This window comes from Corallococcus sp. bb12-1 (assembly GCF_026626765.1).
In the GTDB taxonomy this organism is placed as follows: domain Bacteria; phylum Myxococcota; class Myxococcia; order Myxococcales; family Myxococcaceae; genus Corallococcus; species Corallococcus terminator.
This window is the reverse complement of record NZ_JAPNJZ010000007.1, coordinates 342502-363527: the sequence shown is the minus strand read 5'-3', so window position 1 is coordinate 363527 and position 21026 is coordinate 342502. Positions and strand designations below refer to the sequence as shown.

The following is a 21026-nucleotide window of genomic DNA, read 5'->3' as shown; positions in this document are numbered from 1 at the left end:
GCCCCTGACCGCGGGGTACCCCACCCCGCCCCCTGCGCCTGCCTCCACACCGGAGGCAGGCGTCAGGAATTCCCACCAGCGACATGGAGCAGCTTCGCCATGAGCTCGCGCTCACGCTGCTCCAGCTTGATCGACGCGAGCGTCCAGTCGATGAGTTCGTCAGTGACCGACACGTCGAGCCCGAAGGCACCGGCGGCCTCGTTCACCGACGCGCGCTCCTCGGTCGCGACCTCTCCGTCGGCACATGCCACCTCGACGAGCATGCGCAGCAGGGAGACGCGCAGCTCGCGAATCTCGATCTTGCTGACGATGTCGGTGAGGCGGCCAGGCTTCTGGAACTCCCCCTCGATGATCGCGGCGACCTGCTCGTCGCGAGGCGACAGGCCCATGCCCAGCACCACCTCATCGAGCTGCTGGCGCTCGTCCTCGGTGATGCGGCCATCGCTCGCCGCCACGTTGGCCATGGCCTGGACGAACGCCAGCAACTGCTCCTGAGGGTACTCGCGCGTCATGTCGTCTCCGGGTTGAGCGGCGCGCGGCCGGCCGGCGACTCCCGGACAGACGCGGAGCCGGGCTGTTCAGGTGCCATAGGATAAAGGGCGCCCGAGAGGATCGAAAACGGTTTCGTCCATCCCCCACTGGCAGTCCCGTGCCGCAGCGCGCAACGCGGCCTTCCCTAGCCACCTCGAAGATGGACGGTGGCGTAGAGCATCTTGCCCATCACGTTGTCGTGGGTCGGTTCCTTCATCCCGTTGCTCTGACGGACCCGATATTCGATCCCGTTGACACTGATGAGGGCGCCATGGTCCACGCCCCGGGCAATGAGGAAGTCCGGGACGAGGTTGGGGGTCTTCGGATCCCAGCCTTCGATTTCGAACGCCGGGACCCGGCGCGCGAGCGGCTCCGGGACGGGCGGCGCTCCGTACCGGTCGTCCAGGAGACCGAACTCTCCGCTTTCGACGTCCTTCATGCTGAACTGGATCTTCTCAGGCACCGCCGCCCGGATCCTCTTGGCCCAGATGGATTGGAAGATGTTCTGAAGGCCCAGACTGAGCGTCTTCACCTCCGCCTGATTGAAATACCCCAGCATGACCGACTCGTTGACGCCCGTCATGCTCTTGGGGCCCAGGACCTTGGGGTTGTAGCGGGAGGCCTTGGTGTATTGGCTGAGGCCCACGTTGACCTGGTGCTGCATGCGGAACCAGGGGAGCTTGGGCAGCGTGAGACTCGGGCTGTAGAACTCTTCGAGCTCATAGGCCAGTTGCTTGATTCGAGGGGCGCCGCTTTCGGGGTCGAGACAGTCGACCGCGCGCTCCAGATAGACCGTGGGGAGGCCATTGTAGGCCAGGAACTCCAACATGCCGGACCGCACGCCCATCTGGATGATCTCGAACCGCTTCCACAGCGCGAGCAGGAACGTCCGCTGCTTGAGCATGGAGGCCTCGCCCTTCAGAGCATCGGGGGCACGCTCCCAGTATTCGACCAGGTGGTCGGGGTCCGTCCGGTCGATGTAGTGGGGGCTTTGCGGATCGTACATGTCCTCGAAGAGGATGTCGCCAATGGCGACAGGGATGACATGGGTGTGTTTTCCACTGATGGATTCACAGATCTCCGAAACCTGCTTGAAGATCTGGACGTTCATCACGTGATGGGGGTTCTTCTTGGCGTCCGCGTTGATGGTGTCATGGTTGTGCTCTGAGAACTGATAGACAGACGCGTCATCATCCCAGCCGGACTTCCTCTTGAGACCCTGGACCCCCCGGCGCTCCGTCGGGTTCAAGCCACGGACCCACACCAGGAGGAGCTTGATGGTGGCGGTCGATGAGGGGTGCTGCTTCCGGTAGTTGTTGATGATCCGCCTGCTCCAGGCGTTGACCTCCCCTTCGATGCTGCTGACCGCCTGGGCGCCCAGGTTCCTCAGGAAGGTCGTCCCGACGAACTTCGTCGCGGCGGCGAACCTGTGCCCTCCCACCTGCTCCAGCAGCAGGTTGAGGTGCATGTGGCTCTTCCCGATCGTGATGACCCTCAGTTCGGGATGGGGCTGGAGGAGCCTGGCGACGGCTGAAAGGCCGGTGGCCCTGGCGATGTTGTTGGGCTCCGAGGCATCCGAGTAGAGCTGGTTTCCGCCCCGCCAGGTGAAGTCATCAAGGTTCGACCAGACAAAAGGAGCGTGATAGCGCCGGGTCTCCAGCTCCTCCGCGAAGCGGTTCTGGGTCTGGGTGGTATCCCAATAGAGTTTGGCCAACTTGAACTTCGCGGCGCTGTAGCCCTTCTTGGCCTTGTCGTATCGGGTCTGGTGTGTGTCGATCTGCTCGTCGATGTAATCCGTTCTGCGCTCAAAGACCTTCCGCGCGTCATCGTCCATCTGCGCCGGACGGGAGGCCGCGTGTTCGAGCTTCTTGGCCTGAAGCAGTTCACTCCGGGCGGTGAACCCGCCTTCCAGCGACAACCAGAGGGTGGATTGCTTTTCGAACTCGGCTTCGAGGATCCTGAACTGTTTCGAGGCGGCTGCTTCGGCGTCGCCGTGGGTCAGGATTGGAACGATCTTGTAGCCAACGCAGTCCAGGCCCTCCATGCCGCTCGCATAGAACTCGGTGAAGGAAAGCATCTTGTCGACCGAGGCCTTGTCGGCGGCACAGAAGAAGGCGACCGAGGCATCCTTGAACAAGCTCAGGGCATAGAACATCCCGTAGCGGTCACCGGAGCAGCTGAGGTGTTGCCCGTAGGCGAGCTGCTTGAGGGATGCTTTAGCGGCTCTCTTGTACTGGGAGCTCAGTGTCTTGATGGTGTCGTCGGCTTGAATCACCAGCGGGACATAGGACTGCCTGTACTTGTCGCTCTTGTAGGAAAACCGGCCCGGGTTGATGACGGGGCGCGCGGGCTTCGCACAGTGCGTGGCGTTTTCGCTGTCCAGCCAGACCTCGCTGGTGCAGACGCTGCATTTGTACAAGTGCTTCATGAGGTCTCCAGGCCCTTCACGAATCGGAAATGAACGCGCCTTCGGAGGTTAACCCGGGCATGGGCCCGTTGCGAGGACGCGTCGCATCCGCTTCGCACCGCACCCAGCAGACAGGTCGCCAGCAACAGCCCGGTCCGTGAATTTTCATGAGCCTCCCCGCGTGTGCATGAATGAACAAGTGGTATTTTGATGTCCTTCCCACACATTCGGTTGCTCATCCCGGAAAACGGCGCTCCCATGTCCCCTTCGAAAAGTCTCACCGTGATACCCTGGTGGTCCCTGGGCGTCTCCACCTGCGTGGCCTTCTGTGTCGCTGGATGCGACCCGATGGCCCCCGAAGCGTCCTCCTCGCCAGCGGAGCCCCGCTCCCAGGCCGCCGCGCTGACTCCCGCGCTCGTGACGGTCCTGGAGCCCGAGGCGGACAGCACCGTCACGACAGGGATCTTCGAGGAGGACACGAACTTCGGCGGCGCGGGTGAGCTCAAGGTCAGCGTCTTCTTCCAGACGACCGCCTTCCTCCGCTTCAACCTGGGCGCGCTGCCCGCCGGTGCGAAGGTCCGCTCGGTGAAGCTGACGACCACCGCCTTTACGGGCTACGCCGGTGGCTACGATGGCAATGTCTACACCTACCTCGTGCCGGACAACACGTGGGGGGAGTACACAATCACCTTCAACAACCGGCCGGCCCATGTCGGGGGACCGCTGGGCTCTTGGTTCCTCTGGTACCCGTACGTCGGGTACTACGAGGACAAGGCAGGCGTGAACGAGGATCCGAGCCTCGTTCCGGTCGTCCAGAGCGCCATGGAGGCCTCCGACCGGCGGATCTCGTTCCAGCTCATCAACCCGGGCTACTACGACACCTACTACTACCCGCGTGAGGCGGCGGACGCGACGAAGCGCCCCAAGCTGGAGGTCCGCTACGGCGACGCCTGGCAGACCGCCAGTACCGCACCCTCGGTTCGCACGAAGCACAGTGCCACGCTGCTGGCGGATGGCCGGGTGCTGGTTGCGGGCGGCGCCAACAACGCGGGGTGGTTGGACAGCGCGGCGGTCTATTCGCCGGCCACGGACACCTGGACCTCCACGGGCTCCATGTCCGTGAAGCGGTATGGACAGGGCGCCACCCTCCTGGCCTCCGGCGAGGTGCTCGTCACCGGAGGTCAGAACACCGGCGGCGTCGTCGCTTCCGCCGAGCGGTATGTCCCCTCCACGGGGACCTGGAGCGCCGCGGCCTCCATGGCGACCGCCCGCTTCCGCCACACCGTGACGACGCTGAACGACGGGAGGCTGCTCGTCGCCGGTGGCTTTGACGGCAGCCTGGGCCTGACGAGCACGGAGCTGTACAACCCGCTCACGGGCCTCTGGAGCTCCGGGCCCGCCATGTCCACGCGCCGCTACGGCCACTCAGCCACGTTGCTGGCGGATGGCCGGGTGCTGATCACAGGCGGTCACACCGGGGGACAGACGCTGGCCACCGCCGAGGTGTACGATCCGGCCACGAACAGCTGGACGGCGACCGGCACGATGGGCTCCCGCCACTTCGGGCACGGCGCGACCCTGCTGGCGGATGGCCGGGTGCTGGTCGCGAGCGGACTCACCCCCAGCGGTGTCCTCACGCCCACCACGGAGCTGTACAGCCCCGCCACCGGGACCTGGGCGAGCACGGGCTCCCTGGCCACGGCGCGCAGTGAGTTCAGCCTCGTGGCGCTGCCCTCGGGCCGGGTGCTGGTGCTGGGTGGCACCGATGGCACGACCATCACGCCTTCGGTGGAGCGCTACGACGTGGCGACGGGCACGTGGACGCAGGCGCCGCCCATGAGTGGCCCCCGGCGCAACCTCACCGCCACGGTGTTGCTCGACGGCCGCGTCCTCGCCGTCGGCGGGCAGGCGGACGCCTCCACCGCGTCGCTCGTTTCCGCCGAGCACTTCACGTCCATCACGGACCTCTGAGACAGGGGGGGCCGCCTGCGTGCACCGCACTGGCGTGCCGATGAGACAGGACTGGCGGGTGGCGACGCGCTTTGAGACGCGCGCCGCCACCTGGATGGGAGGCTCCCGTCACAGGAGGAACGCGTAGCGGGAATCAGACGCTGGTGCGTCTCGCCGAGCACCTCCGGGCACGCATCGGCTCAGTCGGTTGAGGTCGAGACGAACTCGATGCACGAGGTAGGCAGTCCGGAGTCGGGCCGAGGGGCGACCAGCTTTGTAGGAAGCTGTTCGGTCGTGCAGCAGCGTTCGAGATAGGCGACCACCCGCCTGCCTTCCTCGCTGTCCGCGGACACGTGCATCGGCTCGTTGGCCGGATTGATGATCGCGGGCAGGAAGCCGGCGGAGATGCGCCCGGACGGAGCGATGTGGATCACCGCCGCGCCGGTCAGCCTGGAATCCTGGTGAAACGGCAGCAGTGGGTAGCCCTGCCGAGGGCGGATCATGTACTCGCCGAACTTGCGGGCCCATGCCGCCATCTCTTCCGGCCGTCCCACGCCCAGGTAACCGTCTTTCGCGAGGCGCTCAGCGAGGTTCGGCAGGTCGAACACATAGTGCCCCAGACCGTAGAAGATGGGTTTTCCGGAATGGAACTCGACACCGCGGAGCATGTGATGATGGTGGCCCACGACGACGTCGGCCCCGTTGTCGATGGCGAGCCTGGCCGTCCGTCGTTCGTGGTCGGTCAGCGAGAACGGCACGGTGGAGTCACCCCAGTGGAAGCTGGCGACGACGATGTCGGCCTTCGCGCGTGCTTCGGTGATGCTGTCGATGAACGCCTTCTGATCCTCGACCAGCGGCTCGGTGCTCACCACAGGGGCCATGCCCGGATTCCATGTGTTCAAATCCAAGGGAGTGTATCGGGTGTGTGCACGCAAGGGAGCCAGGCCGGGGACACCCGGGCGCGCCTCATAGCCGTAGGGAAACACGGAGCTGAAAGCCAGAAAGGCCAGCCGTGTTCCATTGCGCTCGAGATACACGGGCGCGGTGGCCTCCGCGAGATTCGCGCCCGCGCCCACCGTGGCGATGTCCAGGTCGGCCAGTGTCCGGCGCATGGACAGCAGCGCGGCATGTCCCCCGTCGAGACTGTGGTTGTTGGCCAATGACATGATGTCGAAGCCCGCCTTGGCCAATGGGGCGGCGTTCGCCGCGGGCGCCGTGAGCGTCGAGCCGGCGCTGGGGGCACGCTGGATGTCGTCGCTGAAGACGCCCTCGCAGTTGCCGAAGACGACGTCACCGGAGCGCAGGACGTCGCGGGCGGAGTGGAAGGCCGTCGCCGGGTCGTCGCGGTCCACGAAGACATCGCCCACAGCGAGGATCGACAGCCCGGGTCCACCGGGATGAGCAATGTTGTTCGAGGCCACGGTTCACTCCTACATCCTGCTCGGATGCGTTCCTCGTGCCTTCTACCAGATGAGGGTGCCGCGGATGCTCATTCCGTTGAGCGCCAGCAACTCGGCACCTGCCTTGCTCAAATTCCAAGTGGCCCTTCAACCTTGCCATGACGAGCAAAGCCCTCTCTCCACATCCGAATGAGCTTCTGATCAAAATCATCCCCCGTCATGTCCAAGTACCAGCCATACCAATAGAAAGGCTTGTCGTCGACCACAGCAAAGACGTGGCTCACCAGCTCCGAATCTCCCTTGACCGAACCAGCCACAGGATGCGCCAGCGTATCCACATCACCAATCACAACCTCAAACATCGAAACTCCAAGGCTCCAACGGGCTGACCCTCTATTTTCACGGAAGCTCCCGCCAGTTGGCGCCACGCGAGAGGTCGTCCTGCTCGGCAGTGTACGCCGCGCCTCCCAGGGGATTTGAGCGCCCTCCGTCTTCTGTATTAACAACCCCAAGTCCGCTTTTGACGGAAAACTGGAATATAAGGACAAGACCCATGAACGTGATGACGCAGGGGTTGCTGGCACTGGTGGCGGGACTGATGCTGGCGTGTGGAGGCGTCGTGGATGCGCCCATGCAGGAAACGGCGCGGCAGGAACAGACGTTGTGCAGCGTCTGTGGGGACTTCTTCTGCGACGCCAGCACGGAGAACGCCTTCAACTGTCCGCAGGACTGTGGCGGCTCCCTGGCATGTGGCGACCGCCGGTGCTGCGATGGGGAGAGCCCTTCGACCTGTCCGCAGGACTGCCCCTACGCGTCGGACTCCTGTTACGTCACGCCGCAGTTCTGACCCGCGTCAGGCGATACCTCCGCGCGATTTGAGCGCCGCCAGCCTTCCGTAACGGGTGGCGAGGGAGGGACATGCAGCGGACGCCGTCGATATCAACCGGGCCTCCCTCGTCTCCCTGTAGCGCGGAGCGCGGGCACTTCACTGCCTGTGACATATGTCGGGCGGCGCCGATGTCGGTGCATGGGGCTGGCAACAACCTGCTGGCGCTTGTCGGACGAAGCCCTTCACCCCGGAAGACTTCGACAGGGGCGCGAACGCTGGACTCGCCTCTGGGGAAGCATGGGCTTCCGTGGAAAAGCCTGGTCATTGCCATAGCTTGAGCCGCGCGGCGTGTTCCTCGGGGATGGCATCGCCATGTGAACTAGGGGCTGTCTGGAGTTGCCCCCGTCAAATCGAACAGTGAGACCGCCGGAGCAGGCCCACCCTCGCGCCTGGCCCAGAACACCGCCTCACGCAGTCCAGGCGCCTGCCCCAGCCTGGTGGATTCTATTGCCAGATGCGCAGCTTGACGGAGGTGAACTCCTCGACGCTCACTCCGTTCACCTGGACGAAGCTGCTCGTGAAGCCCACCGGCTTGACGACAAGGCCACTCGCTGCGTACTCACTGGTGGCCCTGGGGCCAAACCGCGCCAGTTGTAGCGTGCTCAACTCCATGCCCACGCAGCCCTCGCACTTGGGGGCACGGTACACGAACACCGCGCCGCCCCCAATCTGGTTCGCGTCGTTCAGGCGCGGCTTCGGTACGGTGAAGAACAGCCGATCCTTGCCGCCGGGAATGTCCCAGACCGCGCCCAGCGGGAGGCTGCTGGTGCTGACCGCGTTGCTGCCCACCGGACGCAGGTTGACTTCGATGAAGCCAGCGCTGTCGATGGCCGAGTTGATCTGGATGAGCTCCTCCTTCTTCGTCCATCCCAGCCAGTGGATCTGCGGGAGGTTGTAGTTCTCCGACACGAACCTGCCCATGTACGTGCTCGCGTCTCCATACTGGGTGACCACGCCGGTAGAAGGATCTCGCACGTTGCCGTGCCCGAGGCCGAGGACGTGTCCCGTCTCGTGAATGTAGCTCCGGAGCAGGTTGTCATTGAGGAAGATCCTGCGCGAGCCGGCGTTCGAGGAAGCACACACTCCGCCGGGCATCACATACACGGTCAGGAACGCGCTTGTGCTGACTTGCTGGGCCGCCTGGGTCTTCGCCGTCCCGCAGTCGCTGCTCGTCACCTGAACGGTCTGCGATCCGATGAGTTCCAGGCGCATTTGATTGCGAGATGCGACGGCGAAGAAGGCGTCCATTTCGCGGACCTTGGCCTGGATGGTGGTCAGCGCGGGTGTTGTCTTGCCCGCGAGGGTGACGCGGACGACCCTGACAGGGTGCGTCTGGTGGAACGCGCCCAATCTGCTGTTGTAGTTCCTGACGCACGTCGACTCCTCACTGGCGCAGGTGTAGCGGTACGCCGAGGGTGGCGCCACGACGTCCTGAACCTGGAACGAGCGCACGGTATTGTTCGTGCTCGCGCCGCTCCCGAACGAGGTCTCACAGAGGTTCGCGTCGGTCTGGACGGTGACCGAGTCCCCGGTACAAGACGCACCGGCGTGGAGCGTCACGGACTTACCGAACGGCACCTCGACGAAGGAGGCGCCCGCGGTCGGCGCGAGCGTATGACAACCGTTGGACGCGGCATCTTGAATCACTGGCGAGTCGCCGAAGCAGGTTTCACGCACGCGGACGCGCTGCGGGCGCGGGGCGATGAGCTGCGCGCGCAGCGTGGGCCAGTTCGCCACCGTGCAGTGATTGGCCTGCACCTCTTCGAGGAAGAGGCCGTCCTCGAGCTCCGAGTGCTCGTAGGTCAGGCACGTCTCCCACAGCTCGCTCCAGTGCGGCCAGTTGCAGGTCCCCGCGTTGACATACGTCTCGACGCACGTGAGCGCTGCCGCGAGCTCCGGGGAGACGACCGCTTGGCTGGAGGACCCGATGGAGGCCTCGGCGCCAGTGCCGCCGGGCCGTTCGTTGGCGGGCTGCACCGCATCCTCGCCATTGCACGCTGACACCAGCGCACCGCATAGCATCACGACCGTCATGGACAGCTTCCTCATACTGCTCCCTCTCGCAGCCCGTGGCTGCTTGGCACTGCGCGTCATGCGCAGTGAAGTGGCTGTTGGACTTCCATTGGCTTGCCAGCCTGTCGCTCCGCAGCGTCGTCAGGGGTGCCTAGACCGCAAGGCCGCATGAAGCCACTCTGGATTTACAGTATTTGCCGATCTGGAAGCTAAACAAGATAAAGCTTGAAAAATATAACGCGCCGTCCGACTGTCTCACTCGGGCCCGCGATGGGCCTGCTCCGGTTCAGTGGACAGGTTGACTACGCTGCCAGTCTCTTGGTCTCGGCCATCCGCTCGTACTCCACTGGGCAGACGTAGCCCACAGCGACTGCTTCGCCGCCTCACGTGTCTTGAAGCGGGTGACGTAGACGAGCTCCAGCTTCAGGGTGGAGAAGAAGCTTTCCGCCACGGCGTTGTCCCAGCAGTTGCCCTTGCGCGACATGCTGCATTCAATGCCGCGCTCCTCCAGCAGCCGGCGGTAATCCTCGCTCGCGTATTGGCTACCGCGATCGGAGTGGTGAAGCTGCGGGGCGGGACGGCCGAGCAACGCCATGTCGAGCGCGCTCAGCACCAGGCCGCGGTCGATTCTCTCGCCCATCGCCCAGCCCACCACCTTGCGGCTGAAGAGGTCCAGCAGCACCGCCAGGTACAGCCAGCCCTCGTCGGTCCAGACGTAGGTGATGTCACCGACCCACGCGCGGTGGGGCTGGCCCGGTTGGAAGTTCCTTTCCAGGGTGTTCGCTGCCACCGGGTAGTGGTGGGCTGAGCCTCACCGCCCCGGCCTTGAACTCCGCCGTGAACTCCCGGCGCGGCCTCCGGGGCTTCCTCTGCTTCTCATCAGTCGCGGACATCCCGTGCTCCTTCCATCACATCTCGGGTGTCCACGGAACCGGGCCACTCCTGCTTCACTGGCTGTAACAAATGTCGGGCGGCGCCGGTGTCGGCGCATGGGGCTGGCAACAACCTGCTGGCGCGTGTCGGCCGGTACCCTTCACCCCCGAAGGCTTCGACAGGGGCGCGAACGCTGGACCCGCCTCCGGGGAAGCATGGGCTTCCGTGGAAAAGCCTGGTCATTGCCACAGCTTGAGCCGCGCGGCGTGTTCCTCGGGGATGGCGTCGCCATGTGAACGAGCCTCGTCCATGACGCAGCGGGCCGGTTCCGCTCGCATCTCAGCAGGGAACCCGAGACAATCCCCGGCATGAAATTGCGACGCTCGATTCTCCCCTTGTTGATTGTCTCACTCGCGGCCGCTCCCGCACTCTCTGGCTGTGGTTCCGACAACGGCCCTCCGACGCCGCCCACTCGCATTGATGCGGGCACCCAGCCCGATGCGGGCACCGGGTCCGATGCGGGCACCGAGTCCGATGCAGGCACTGAATCCGACGCGGGCACCGAGTCCGACGCGGGCACTGAATCCGACGCAGGCACCACGCCTGATGCGGGTAGCGAAACGGACGCGGGCAGCACGTCTGACGCGGGCACCACGCCCGACGCAGGTAGCGAAACGGACGCGGGCACCACGCCCGACGCGGGCACCGAGCCTGACGCGGGCACCACGCCCGACGCGGGCACCGAGCCTGACGCGGGCACCACGCCCGACGCGGGCACCGAGCCCGACGCGGGCACCACGCCCGACGCGGGTAGCGAAACGGACGCGGGCACCACGCCCGACGCGGGCACCGAACCTGACGCGGGCACCACGCCCGACGCCGGCACCGAACCTGACGCGGGCACCACGCCCGACGCCGGCACCGAGCCTGACGCGGGCACCACGCCCGACGCTGGCACCGACCCCTTCACCGTCTGCGAAGGCACCTGCCAGGACACCGCCGCCACGATCGAGATGGAGGGCAACCAGCGCGTCATGACCAACGCCTTCTTCGGCTACGAAGAGCCCTCGACCCCCGGGGAGCCGTGGGAGCTGTGGATCGAGCTCAACAACGGCACGCCGGGTGAGTGCCCGTCCCCGGACTCGTCGTTCCCGCCGCAGCTCATCAGCGTCTACGCGGTGAAGGTGCCGGTGGACACGACGCCGCAGACAGGCTCTGCGCCTGGCGAGCCGCGCGCGACCGTGGTCGACCTGGAGGGCGGGCTCTCCTCGAACTACTTCGACCACAGCACGAGCTTCACCTTCACGCCCGTGGCGGCCTCGCTCTGCCCCACCTGCGCCAAGGCCGGCGCCCCTCCCGCTTCGCACTTCGTGGCCTTCGACGTGGACGGCCTCTACGTGGACGGAGTCCTCACCGGGCACGGGTACGCCACCTACTGCCCCTCGCTCGACACCTTCCAGACCCCGTGACCGCGGACCGGCTTGCCTGACGGTGAGCCGGACCCGTCGGTCGAAGCGAGCAGCCCCTTGAGATGAACGACCCCGTGGCGCCCTCAGGGAGCCACGGGGTCTTGTTTTCGGGCCTGGACGCCGAAGACGCCACGCGGCGTCAGCGCGACTTCGCTCCCCATTGCTCGACCATCAGGTCGATGAAGCGCCGCACCTTCGCCGGCAGGTAACGTTTGCTCGGGTAGATGGCCATGATCCCGACGACCCCTGTCTCGCAAGACGGCAGCAGCGCCTTCAGGCGGCCACCCGCCAGGTCTTCGTCGACCAGGAAGCCGGGAAGATAGGCGATGCCCAGCCCCGCGACCGCCGCGTCCCGGATCGCCTCGCCACTGTCGAGACGAAAGCGGCTTCGCCCCTCCACCGTCACCCAGGCGCCGTCCTTCTGGCGCAGCCGCCAGTGCTGTCGTCGCGTCCGGCTGCTGAAGAGCAGACAGTCATGCTCCGCGAGCTCCTCCAGCGTCTCGGGTTCGCCGCGCGCGTCGAGGTAGGAAGGCGCGGCGCAGACGATGGCCCGGTGTTGCGCCACGAGCCGGGACACCAGGCGCGTATCGGTGCTGGTCCCATTGATGCGCACGGCCAGGTCGTACCCCTCCTCGATGATGTCCGCGACGCGATCGGTGAAGCTCACCTCCGCCTGGACCTCGGGCCACCTGCGCAGATAGTCCCGCAGCAAGGGCAGGACATGCAGTCTGCCGAAGGCGCCGGGCACGGTGAGCCGCAAGACTCCTCGGGGAATCCCCGTGCGCTGCCCGACGCTGGCTTCCGCTTCATCCAGCGCCGCGAGGACCTGCTGGCAATGCTCATGGAACACACGGCCATCGTCGGTGAGGCTCAGGTGGCGCGTCGTGCGATTGAGCAGGCGCACCCCCAGGCGGGACTCCAGCCGGGCCAGGGCCTTGCCCGCAGCGGAGCGAGTCAAGCCAATGGCCCGGCCGCCGCCCACGAAGCTGCCCGCGTCCACGACGGACATGAAGGCGAAGATCTCATCCAGATTGGCGCGCTTCATCGATGGCTTCCGGTTGTAGCTCGCGCGTCGCTGGAGAGGGGAACGCCGTTCGTCAATGGGCCCGGTATCTTCACCCGACACCAACCCCTGGAGCGCACCCATGCCCGTAACCCTGCTCAACCCCGACGGACTCATGAAGACCGAGATGTACCGACAGGTGGCCATCGCCACCGGAACCCGGCAGGTGCACATCGCAGGGCAGGTCGCGTACGACGCCGAGGGGCAGCTCGTCGCACGGGGCGACCTGGCGGGACAGGTGGCGCAGTCCCTGCGCAACGTCTCCATCGCCCTGACGGCTGCCGGGGCGACGTTCAAGGACGTCGTACGGCTGACGTTCTACGTGGTCGACTGGAAGCGCGAGCTGTTACCCGACTTCGCTGCCGGCATCGAGCGGGTCGCCGGGGAGCTGAAGTTCGTGCCGGCGCCGGCATCGCTCATCGGCGTCTCCGTGCTCTTCGAACCGGGCGTGCTCGTCGAGATTGAAGCCACCGCGGTCGTGGACTGAGCCACGCGGCGACCTCCGCTCCCTGCCGACTATTTCTTTGGCAGTCGGACGTTGGGATTCGGAGCTGCGGTGGGCGGAGCCTTTGCCTTGAAATTGCCACCGGCCCCGGTCTTCATGGCGGGCCCCGCCGCATTCCCCAGTTGGGTGCGAGGTGACGCCGTCGCGGGCTGTTGGGTGGGCGCGACAGGCCGGGTCGTGGCCGGCTTGCGCTCCGGCGTCCGTTTGGTTTGAGGGGTCATCGTCTTCATCGGCTTCCTCCTTCGCCATCCATCGTGAGTGTCATGGGCGCGGACCCGGGATCCGACCGGCGGGAATCCCTTCCACCTTGAGGGGCAGTCCGGGCGCCGCGGGGGCGTCCAGATCCACCAGCCCTCCCGGGCCGGTGACATGCACATCCGTCCCGATTTCCAGCCGGCACCCCACCGCCGGACGTCCCACCTGGTCCTGCGCCAGGAACCGGCGCCGGTCATCGCTCACCACCACCGACGGCCGCCGCAGCACCACCTGCGCCTGCGCGACGAGCACGCAGCGCTGGCCCTTCACGCTGGCCCGGACCTGGGCACGGACGCGCGCCACTTCCGGCGTGGTGCCTTCGGGGGGCTTCGCCAGGAGCGTCGCCCGGGGCGATGGAGCCGCCTGCGTCACCGCGCCCTCCCAGAGCGCTTCGAAGCCGTCGTCCAGCCCCACCGCCGCCAATGACAGCGGCACCCGCACCGGCTCCGCTCCCATCCAGAGTTCATCCGGCGCGACGATGGCCACCTCCGGCTCCAACTGGAGGTCCGCGACCTGGCGCCAACGCTCCGTCAGCACGTCCGCGAGCCACCCGGCTTCTTCCGGGGACAGGCGGGCCAGCGCCTTTTCCAGGTGCGCGGGGTCCGACAGTCTTTGGAGCGCGGCGGCACCGTCGGTGAACCGGGCGTTCTCCAGCAGTCCATCGAGCTGGCCTGGGAGGTGCTTCGAGAGCGAGCGCAGCAGTTGTCCCAACCGCTGCCGGGGAGGAAGGCCGCTCATCCCCGCCTCCGCCACAGCGACCGACCCGTCATCCTTCGCCGCAGTCGTTGACCGGCCTGCTGAAGGGCTTCCTGGTCCTCGCGTGTCACCCGCCGGCCATTCACGAAGAAGACCTCCCTGCCTGCATCTGTTTCAGGATCCGGTGGCTCCGCCCACGAGCGCTCCTCCTCCCACGTCACTTCCCGAGGCGGTGCTTCGACTCCGAGGGGCGGAACCAGGGCCTTCACTTCGATTCGCACGGGCTCCAGGGTGGGACGACCGGTGCTCCGGACTGGAGGCGGTGGAGACGTCCGCGAGTCCCGGGAGGAAGGCGGTGGAGGCCGCGGCGAATTGGCTTCGGGCTTCGTCAGCCCTGGCCGATGCCTTGGCTCACCCGTCAGGACCGGAGCGGTGCGTTCGCCCAGGGCCGACGGTGGCAGGTCTCTTGTCGGTGCATGCGGCCTTCTCCGACGAGGCTGCGGCGGTAGAGAGGGACCTGATTCGACCAGGGCGAGCAGCGGCGCAGGGGAACCGGTACGGGACACCCGGTCACGACGCACCGTCTCTTCGGGTGCGCGTGCGCGAAGGGGTTGGCTTGTTGTCTGTGTTTCAGGGACTGCGCTGGGCGGGCGCGGGACCCGGGTCCTTCGCGGCGCCTCGGCTTCCGACAACGAGGCCCTGGCGCGAGGGACTTCGGTCGACCGTGCTTCGGGACTTCTCAAGATCGCGCGGGCAGGCGTGACGGACGGAGCGTCCTGCTCGCGCCGTGGGAACAGAGGCGACATGACTCCAGGTGATTGCGTGCTCACCTCGTGGACCCCCTCCACGGAAACGGGCGCCCTCTCGGTGTCCTGACTTCCACCCGTGACTTCGATCCCGGGGCCGCGCGCGGGCTGGAACTTCGGTGCTCCCGCCAGGGTCGGCTCCGGACGAGGAACGCGGCGGCGCCGGGAACTGGGGGCCTCCGGCATTGACGGAGCACGGGCCTGGACAGGCTGCACGGACGCAGGCACCTGCCCCGTGGCCACGCCGCGAGGTTCCACCGACAGCGCGGCCCTGGGGCCTGACGCCAACGATGCGGTCTTCGCCGAGCGTCCGCCCTCCCCTCCCCGTCCCGTTGACGGAGGCGAGGGCAGGGACGGCGGCAGGGGCGGCTCCACCTTGAAGTCTCCGCCCTCTCCACGCTCCAGCGGATGCAGCACGCGGTCCAGCTCCGTGAGGAGCGCGGCCACCGCGTAGACATCGTCTCGCAGATCGCTCATGTCGGAACTCCCAGCCAGGTCTTCAGCACCGCCGCCGCGACCCGCAGCTCCGGATCGCGCAGCACCGTCTTCGTCACAGCGCCATCCTGCACGGTGACGTTCACCGTGCCCGGATCCAGCTCGATGGGCAGCATCACTCCCGTGGCGAGGCTCGGGCCTCCGAAGCCCTTGAAGTCGCGCCGCAGCGTCACGTCCCGCACCAGCGCCTTTGGCAATTGCAGGTCGCGCAGCGTGATGACCACCACCTCCTCGTCATCCCCGCAGCACACCGGCGTGGGCGTCACCGTCACCGGATCTTCCTCCCGGGCCGCCGCGCCCGTGAGCACCGACACCGTGTCCACCTGGGCCACGCCCTGCCACCACGTGCCTTCATCGTCCGCGCCACGCACCAACAGCAGCTCGCCCGGCCGTGCGACCGGAACAGGCGTCGTGGAGCCCGATGCGCTCGCCAGCGGCATTCCGTCCAGGAACAGCCGCGTCGCGCCCACCTCCACCGGCGGCAACAGCTTGAACGTCTGTCCCGGATACGGCGCGGGCACCGTCGGCGGCACCAGCCCCAGCGCACTGCCCCCCTGCCCCAACAGCAACGTCAGCCGTGTCCCCAGCGCGATGGCCTCCTGCACGACGCCGTCCGCCTGCGGGCCCGCCGCCGACTGCCCCTCCAGCAACTCCTGCGTGCCGAGCGACACCGCGCTCCCGCTCACCGTCGCCCCGCTCCTCACCAACCCCGCCACGCCCGGCAGCTTCGCGTCCGTGGCGATGGAGACATTCAGGGGCGTGATGCGCAACCGCGTGTCCCCGGGCGGACCGCCCTTCACCTCCCAGCCGAGCACGATCGCCAGCGTGGGCCGCTCGCCTCCCACGTGCGCCACGTGCCCCGCCTGCACCTTCGTCAGGTCCGCCGTGGGCGTCACCGACAACGCCGTCGCCTGCGTGGGCGTGTCCTTCACCACCGTCACCGCGCCCACCAGCGGAATCCCCGTGGACGTCCCCGCCAGGACACAGGTCAGGCTGTCGCAGAACGGCTTCAACACCTGGCGCAGCAGCGGTGCCAGCACTGCGCGGTTGCGCGCGTCGAACCACCGCTGACGGAACACCCAGTGGAAGCGCAGCGACCATTCCAACGTCCGCAGCATCCGCAGTGAGCCGTCCGGATACGCGAGCCGTGCCGCCACCGCGTCGTCCATCCCCTTCCCCGCCTCCACGTCCAGCAACGTCATCTCGATGGAGAGCTGACCGGGAAGGCCCGGTGAATCCGCCCGGCGCAGCGTGGCCTGGAGGTCCGCCAGCGCCGTCGGGGAGTGCGTGGCGGTGCGCGGCGGCTGGAGCGCGGTGGCGACCGTCCCGTAGTCCGTTGCCTGCCCCTGGAGCGAATCCGCCGCGCGCTGGAGCGCATCCGTCAGGGCCACGTCCGCGCCCTGCTCCTCCACCGTGGTCTTCGCCTGGAGCAGCACGTCGCGGTCCGCCAGACATTCATCGCGACAGGTCGCGGCCCCCGACGCCACCGGATCGAACGCGCTGGAAAGCGAGGTGGTGCTCAGCCCGTCCAACACACTGCTCAGCGGCACCGTCTCCGCCGTCGTCGTCAGCTCGCCCCGGCGCGTGGCGCGCAGCCCGGTCCACGTCGTCATCTCCGCCTCGTCACCTTCCGCGGCGGCGCGGCGCTGGTCCGTGCTGAAGAGTCCCGCGTCAATGGCCTCGTCCACGGTGCCGCTCGCCAGCAGCGGCCCGAAGTCATACGTGGGCACGCGCACCGCCACCTCGCCGCCGTGCTTCTCGTCGCGGAACGCGAACAGCGTCACGGTGCCCGCGAGGATCGACGCCCCCGTGAGCTCGCCGTCCGCGTTCGTGCCGATGGTCCCCACCGCGAACTCCAGCTCCTCCACGCCCGGCAAGCGCTGCTCACCACCCACGAGCGACGCGGTGGTCAGTCCGAGCAGGCCCGCGCCTCCAGGGGCGCTCGGCAGGGCTGGCGACAAGGCGATGCCCACCGCGCGACGGCGAGCCCGTTCGATGACGCTGAACACGGGCAGCAGCGCGCACACCGTCTGCACGTAGGGCGAGTCCTGATCCGCCGCGCCCTCCACCCGGTCCAGGAACGCATCCAGTTGCTTCCAGGCCGCCTGCCATCCGTCCAGCTCCATGCTCAGGCGCTTCACCGCGCTCACGGACCGCTCCCTTTCTTCGGCGTCCCGGACGCGTCCGACGGGGCCGGCGTCACCGGGGGCGCCGGGCTGGGCTCGCGCTCCGACGGCCCCGGTCCTCCGAACCCCATCGCCAGTGAGCGTCCGCCCCGGCGCTGGGCCTGCTTCGTCGCGGCGATGCCCGCTTCGATGTTCGCGGACGTGGGCAACTGCTCCTTCGACTGTTCCAGCACCTCCACCAACGTGGAGCGTGCCCGACGCGCGCCGTCCACCAGCTCCTGGGGCGTGCGCCCCACCGCCTCCGCGAAGCCGGCCGGCGCCTTCTCCAGCGCCTTCACGAACGCGTCCGCCTCCGCCTGGCTCGCCGTCTTGAGGTTGCCCCAGGCGTCCTTCACCTCATCGCCGCTCGCCTCCAGCACCTGCACCGCCTTGCTGTCCGCCAGTTGCTGCACCGCTTCGTTCAGCGTGAGCTCCCCTTCGGCCAGCTCCATCGCCGGAGTCTGTCCCAACAGCTCCCAGAGCAACGCGGCCTTCGCCAGGTTGGGACCGGACGCCAAGAGGCAGATGCCTCCCACGTAGCCGCCCGGAGGCCGGTTCTCCGCCTGGAGGAAGGCCTGCTTCAGCCCCGCCACCCCACCGCGCGTGGACACCGGCAGCGCGTACATGCCCGCGGACTTCAGCGCGTCCAGCAGGTCCACCACGGCCTGCACCGCCTGGACGAGCTTCAGCAGCACCTGCACCTTGTCCTGCATCGCGGCCGCCAGGCTCCTGATGAGCCCCGCCAGGTTGTCCACCGACAGCAGCAGCGACTTGAGCGCCTCCGGCAGGATGAGCAGCTTCTCCAGGTCCGGGAACAAGTCCCTCATGCGCGCGGACTTCCAGTCCGGCTTCACCGACCGGCTTCGCACCCGGCTGCGGCGTGGATCCACCGCGCCCTTCGGATACTTCTCGAAGGCCTTCTTGAAGGCGCTGATGTTGAGCAGCTTGCCCAACAGGTACAGCGCCTGCCGGAGCGCATCCAGCGACGGCGCCGCCATCACGATGAACACCGCCTGCACCGGCGCGCCGTCCGTCACCACCGGGCGGGCGTCGTCGCCCGGGTCATCGAAGGACGCGGTGAACCGCCCCGCCCAGCGCGAGAAGGCATCCGGCGTCACCGGCGGTCGCTCCAGCGCGAACCCCGCCTTGAAGTCCTTCGGCAGGTTCGGGATGAAGCCCGTCTCCGCGAGGTTCGTCTCCGTGGGGCCGATGCCTGGCGCGTCCGCGTAGAGGTACGCGCCCGCGTTGAGCAGGTCGTCGATGATGTCCTTGAGCAGCGCGTACGCCGCCAGGATGAGCGCCCGGAATGGATCCGACAGCCCCAGCAGGATGGCCGCCAGCGCCTGGAGCAGCGCCTGGACGAACTGGAGCACCGCGATGATGACCTGGAGCGGCGGCTTGATGATGCCCACCAACTGCTCCAACCCCGGCGGCGCCGCGAGCACCAACGGCCGCCACGAGGGCCCCCCGGACGTGCCGGTGCCGTCGCCTCCCTCGGCCTCTTCCAGCGCCTTCGCGAGCTCCGCGCAGCAGACCTCCAGCGCGCCGTGGAGCTCAGCGAAATCGGCGTCGGTGGGGTCGGCCACGCGCGTCCTCCCGGGTGCGTTGCTCCAGCTCCAACATCTTCTCCAGCCGCTCGGCGTCCTGCGCCACGCCCACCGCCGCCGCCTGGAGCAGCAGCGCCTTCACCTCCTCCAGGCGCTCGCGCAGCACCGCCGCATCCAGCGGACTCCAGCCGGGTTCTTTCATCGCGTCACCCCACCGGCATGCGCTTGACGAAACCGAAGTAGGACCAGTCCAGCATCGGCGTCATCGCGGCCCACACGTCCAGCAGCGGCCCGTACGCGGCCACCGTCATCGGGTTCACCGCCTTGAGGATCTGCGCCAGCATCGTGAAGTGGATGGCCAGTCCGTCTCCCAGCACCATCGGCGACACGGCGGAGATGCCCCCCACCTGGCACATGCCCAGCATGGTGTTGATGGACACGTTGCCCATCAGCGCGTCGATGGAGACAGCGTTGAGCGACGGGCCCGGCAGGTCCGGCATCGTCGCGGCGATCTTCACCGCCTTGCCGGCGGCGATCTGCGCGTTGCCTCCGGACGTCACCCCGTAGCCGCCCACCGCCGTCTCCTGCGACGCGCCCGACACGGTGCGCGTGTGGCTGCCCTGGATGCGGTCCTCGCGTGGGCCGCCCACCGTCTCCTTCAGGCCCGCGCCGCCCACCTCGCGGGAGTAGCCCGCCGTGTCCACCTTCTCCGTCAGCGACCCCGTCACGTGCAGCGTCACGTCTCCGCCCACGTCGCGGGTGTGGCTGCCGTCCACCGTCTCCTCCTGCTTGCCGGCGACCTCCAGGCGGTCGTCACCGTCCACCTCCGCGGAGCGGTTGCCTTCGTTCACCGTGCGCTCGTTGCTGATGAGCTGGTCCAGCCCTTCGGACGACAGGATGATGCGGTTGCCCTGCCGGTCGTGGATCTCCACGCGCGCGGACTCCGGCCTGTCATCCAGGACGATGTAGTGGCCCGTGGCGGACTTGAGCATCCGCACCCCTGGCACCGCCGTCTGCGGTGGGTAGTCGTGCTTGGGCACCTCGCTGGTGTCGGGCGCCACGCGCGCGGTGGAGTCCGGCTGGCCCAGGTCCGCGAGGGCCGGCTCGCCCCACCACATGCCGCTCCAGATGGGCTGGGACAGGTCGCCGCCCTCGAACTCCACCCAGACCCCGGCGCCCACGTCCGGCACCAAGAACAGGCCCTGGTCCGGTCCCGCGTAGGGCGTGCAGGGCATGGCCCAGCCGGTGGCGACGTCCCCCATCAGGCGCGGCACCACGCACTGGATGCGGCCCAGGTTCTTGGGGTCCTCCACGTTCGACACGTAGCCGCGGTACTTGCCGAAGTAGCGGCTTTCGGTCCGTTCGATGAGCTGTTGCAGGAGTTGTTCAATCATCGCGCGCTCCCCAAATCATTGTCCTCGTCGTACTGGCGCACGCCGGAGACGTCCGAGAGGTTGATGTACACAGGCGTCGTGCCGTCCGGCCCCGTGAGGTGGACGACGTCGTCGATGAGCTCCACCACCAGGCCCACGTACACCTGGCCGAGCGTGGTGAAGAGGTAGCAGCGCTGCCCCATGCGGGCTTCGAGCAGCTTGCGCATCAGTCCTCCAACGCCGTCACCAGCCGCGTCGTCAGCTTCACGCGCGTGTCCACCCAGACGCCCACGTCGCGCTGGCGCTCGGTGGCGAGCTTGCGGCGCGCGGCGCGCACCAGGTCCTGGAGCTTCACCGGCTGGGGCTCCACCGGCGGCAGGCGCGAATAGCGCCCGTCCAGCGCCTTGAGCACGGCCAGGTCCACGTCCAGCTTCGCGCGGGTGCCAGCCAGCTTCGACAGCGCCGCTTCCTTCGCGTCCGGTGCGTCCGGCGTGGTGGAGAGGGTGACTTCCGGCAGCGCGTTGCGCTGGAGGGCGACTCGGCCGTTGAGGGCGAAAGCGTCAGGCATGGTGGGGGGGTCCTTGGCGTT

At 67.6% G+C, this 21026-nt stretch carries 17 protein-coding genes and 1 pseudogene; 4 read left to right on the top strand and 14 right to left on the bottom strand.

What is annotated here, in order from left to right; genetic code table 11:
• Positions 1-62: 62 nt before the first annotated feature.
• Positions 63-512 (bottom strand): tellurite resistance TerB family protein, encoded by a 450-nt coding sequence (locus tag OV208_RS12175; RefSeq protein ID WP_267574000.1) that lies wholly within the window; start codon positions 510-512, stop codon positions 63-65.
• A 164-nt stretch (positions 513-676) separates the two neighbouring features.
• Positions 677-2959, bottom strand: a complete 2283-nt coding sequence (locus tag OV208_RS12170; RefSeq protein WP_267573999.1) for a hypothetical protein — start codon at positions 2957-2959, stop codon at positions 677-679.
• Between the two features lie 327 nt (positions 2960-3286).
• On the opposite strand from OV208_RS12170, the gene OV208_RS12165 reads away from it, so the two are divergent.
• A complete protein-coding gene (locus OV208_RS12165; protein WP_267573998.1) occupies positions 3287-4909 on the top strand; it encodes a kelch repeat-containing protein in 1623 nt (540 codons plus the stop codon).
• 179 nt (positions 4910-5088) lie between these two features.
• Here OV208_RS12165 and OV208_RS12160 read toward each other — a convergent pair whose 3' ends face one another.
• A complete protein-coding gene (locus OV208_RS12160) occupies positions 5089-6309 on the bottom strand; it encodes a CapA family protein (protein ID WP_267573997.1) in 1221 nt (406 codons plus the stop codon).
• A 107-nt stretch (positions 6310-6416) separates the two neighbouring features.
• On the bottom strand, positions 6417-6650 hold the full coding sequence (locus OV208_RS12155) for a hypothetical protein (protein WP_267573996.1): 234 nt from the start codon (positions 6648-6650) through the stop codon (positions 6417-6419).
• A gap of 191 nt (positions 6651-6841) precedes the next feature.
• On the opposite strand from OV208_RS12155, the gene OV208_RS12150 reads away from it, so the two are divergent.
• Positions 6842-7135, top strand: a complete 294-nt coding sequence (locus OV208_RS12150) for a hypothetical protein (RefSeq protein ID WP_267573995.1) — start codon at positions 6842-6844, stop codon at positions 7133-7135.
• A 486-nt stretch (positions 7136-7621) separates the two neighbouring features.
• On the opposite strand, the gene OV208_RS12145 is transcribed toward OV208_RS12150, so the two are convergent.
• Both OV208_RS12145 and OV208_RS12140 read right to left on the bottom strand, forming a co-directional pair.
• Entirely contained in the window at positions 7622-9211 is a 1590-nt protein-coding gene (locus tag OV208_RS12145) for a hypothetical protein (protein ID WP_267573994.1), read from the bottom strand.
• 265 nt (positions 9212-9476) lie between these two features.
• Positions 9477-9998: pseudogene (locus OV208_RS12140) on the bottom strand (IS3 family transposase); the annotation flags it as partial.
• A 433-nt stretch (positions 9999-10431) separates the two neighbouring features.
• Here OV208_RS12140 and OV208_RS12135 point away from each other — a divergent pair.
• On the top strand, positions 10432-11532 hold the full coding sequence (locus OV208_RS12135; RefSeq protein ID WP_267573993.1) for a hypothetical protein: 1101 nt from the start codon (positions 10432-10434) through the stop codon (positions 11530-11532).
• Positions 11533-11671: 139 nt separating this feature from the next.
• Here the strand turns inward: OV208_RS12135 and OV208_RS12130 are convergent, their stop codons facing one another.
• The gene (locus tag OV208_RS12130; RefSeq protein WP_267573992.1) at positions 11672-12577 is read right to left on the bottom strand and encodes a LysR family transcriptional regulator; all 906 of its coding nucleotides are present in this window, start codon (positions 12575-12577) and stop codon (positions 11672-11674) included.
• Between the two features lie 100 nt (positions 12578-12677).
• On the opposite strand from OV208_RS12130, the gene OV208_RS12125 reads away from it, so the two are divergent.
• Positions 12678-13082, top strand: a complete 405-nt coding sequence (locus OV208_RS12125) for a RidA family protein (protein WP_120539146.1) — start codon at positions 12678-12680, stop codon at positions 13080-13082.
• 279 nt (positions 13083-13361) lie between these two features.
• Here the strand turns inward: OV208_RS12125 and OV208_RS12120 are convergent, their stop codons facing one another.
• From OV208_RS12120 to OV208_RS12090, 7 genes are all read right to left on the bottom strand, one after another.
• Positions 13362-14093 carry a hypothetical protein gene (locus OV208_RS12120; RefSeq protein WP_267573991.1) on the bottom strand — a complete coding sequence of 244 codons (732 nt, stop codon included), beginning with the start codon at positions 14091-14093 and terminating at the stop codon, positions 13362-13364.
• A 1237-nt stretch (positions 14094-15330) separates the two neighbouring features.
• Positions 15331-17502, bottom strand: coding sequence for a hypothetical protein (locus tag OV208_RS12115; protein WP_267573990.1), 2172 nt, complete (start codon positions 17500-17502; stop codon positions 15331-15333).
• Positions 17499-19103, bottom strand: a complete 1605-nt coding sequence (locus OV208_RS12110; protein WP_267573989.1) for a hypothetical protein — start codon at positions 19101-19103, stop codon at positions 17499-17501. Before OV208_RS12110 ends, OV208_RS12115 begins: the two co-directional genes overlap by 4 nt.
• The gene (locus OV208_RS12105) at positions 19072-19266 is read right to left on the bottom strand and encodes a hypothetical protein (protein ID WP_267573988.1); all 195 of its coding nucleotides are present in this window, start codon (positions 19264-19266) and stop codon (positions 19072-19074) included. Before OV208_RS12105 ends, OV208_RS12110 begins: the two co-directional genes overlap by 32 nt.
• 4 nt (positions 19267-19270) lie before the next feature.
• A complete protein-coding gene (locus tag OV208_RS12100; protein WP_267573987.1) occupies positions 19271-20458 on the bottom strand; it encodes a phage baseplate assembly protein V in 1188 nt (395 codons plus the stop codon).
• Positions 20455-20664 (bottom strand): hypothetical protein, encoded by a 210-nt coding sequence (locus tag OV208_RS12095; protein ID WP_267573986.1) that lies wholly within the window; start codon positions 20662-20664, stop codon positions 20455-20457. The genes OV208_RS12100 and OV208_RS12095 overlap by 4 nt, the downstream gene beginning before the upstream one ends.
• Positions 20664-21005, bottom strand: a complete 342-nt coding sequence (locus OV208_RS12090; protein WP_267573985.1) for a hypothetical protein — start codon at positions 21003-21005, stop codon at positions 20664-20666. Before OV208_RS12090 ends, OV208_RS12095 begins: the two co-directional genes overlap by 1 nt.
• Between the last annotated feature and the right edge of the window lie 21 nt (positions 21006-21026).

Coding starts and splice junctions, on each gene's coding strand:
- OV208_RS12175 (WP_267574000.1), bottom strand. CDS start 512: ATGACGCGCGAGTACCCTCAGGAGCAGTTGCTGGCGTTCGTCCAGGCC.
- OV208_RS12170 (WP_267573999.1), bottom strand. CDS start 2,959: ATGAAGCACTTGTACAAATGCAGCGTCTGCACCAGCGAGGTCTGGCTG.
- OV208_RS12165 (WP_267573998.1), top strand. CDS start 3,287: ATGGCCCCCGAAGCGTCCTCCTCGCCAGCGGAGCCCCGCTCCCAGGCC.
- OV208_RS12155 (WP_267573996.1), bottom strand. CDS start 6,650: ATGTTTGAGGTTGTGATTGGTGATGTGGATACGCTGGCGCATCCTGTG.
- OV208_RS12150 (WP_267573995.1), top strand. CDS start 6,842: ATGAACGTGATGACGCAGGGGTTGCTGGCACTGGTGGCGGGACTGATG.
- OV208_RS12145 (WP_267573994.1), bottom strand. CDS start 9,211: ATGACGGTCGTGATGCTATGCGGTGCGCTGGTGTCAGCGTGCAATGGC.
- OV208_RS12135 (WP_267573993.1), top strand. CDS start 10,432: ATGAAATTGCGACGCTCGATTCTCCCCTTGTTGATTGTCTCACTCGCG.
- OV208_RS12130 (WP_267573992.1), bottom strand. CDS start 12,577: ATGAAGCGCGCCAATCTGGATGAGATCTTCGCCTTCATGTCCGTCGTG.
- OV208_RS12125 (WP_120539146.1), top strand. CDS start 12,678: ATGCCCGTAACCCTGCTCAACCCCGACGGACTCATGAAGACCGAGATG.
- OV208_RS12120 (WP_267573991.1), bottom strand. CDS start 14,093: ATGAGCGGCCTTCCTCCCCGGCAGCGGTTGGGACAACTGCTGCGCTCG.
- OV208_RS12105 (WP_267573988.1), bottom strand. CDS start 19,266: ATGAAAGAACCCGGCTGGAGTCCGCTGGATGCGGCGGTGCTGCGCGAG.
- OV208_RS12100 (WP_267573987.1), bottom strand. CDS start 20,458: ATGATTGAACAACTCCTGCAACAGCTCATCGAACGGACCGAAAGCCGC.
- OV208_RS12095 (WP_267573986.1), bottom strand. CDS start 20,664: ATGCGCAAGCTGCTCGAAGCCCGCATGGGGCAGCGCTGCTACCTCTTC.
- OV208_RS12090 (WP_267573985.1), bottom strand. CDS start 21,005: ATGCCTGACGCTTTCGCCCTCAACGGCCGAGTCGCCCTCCAGCGCAAC.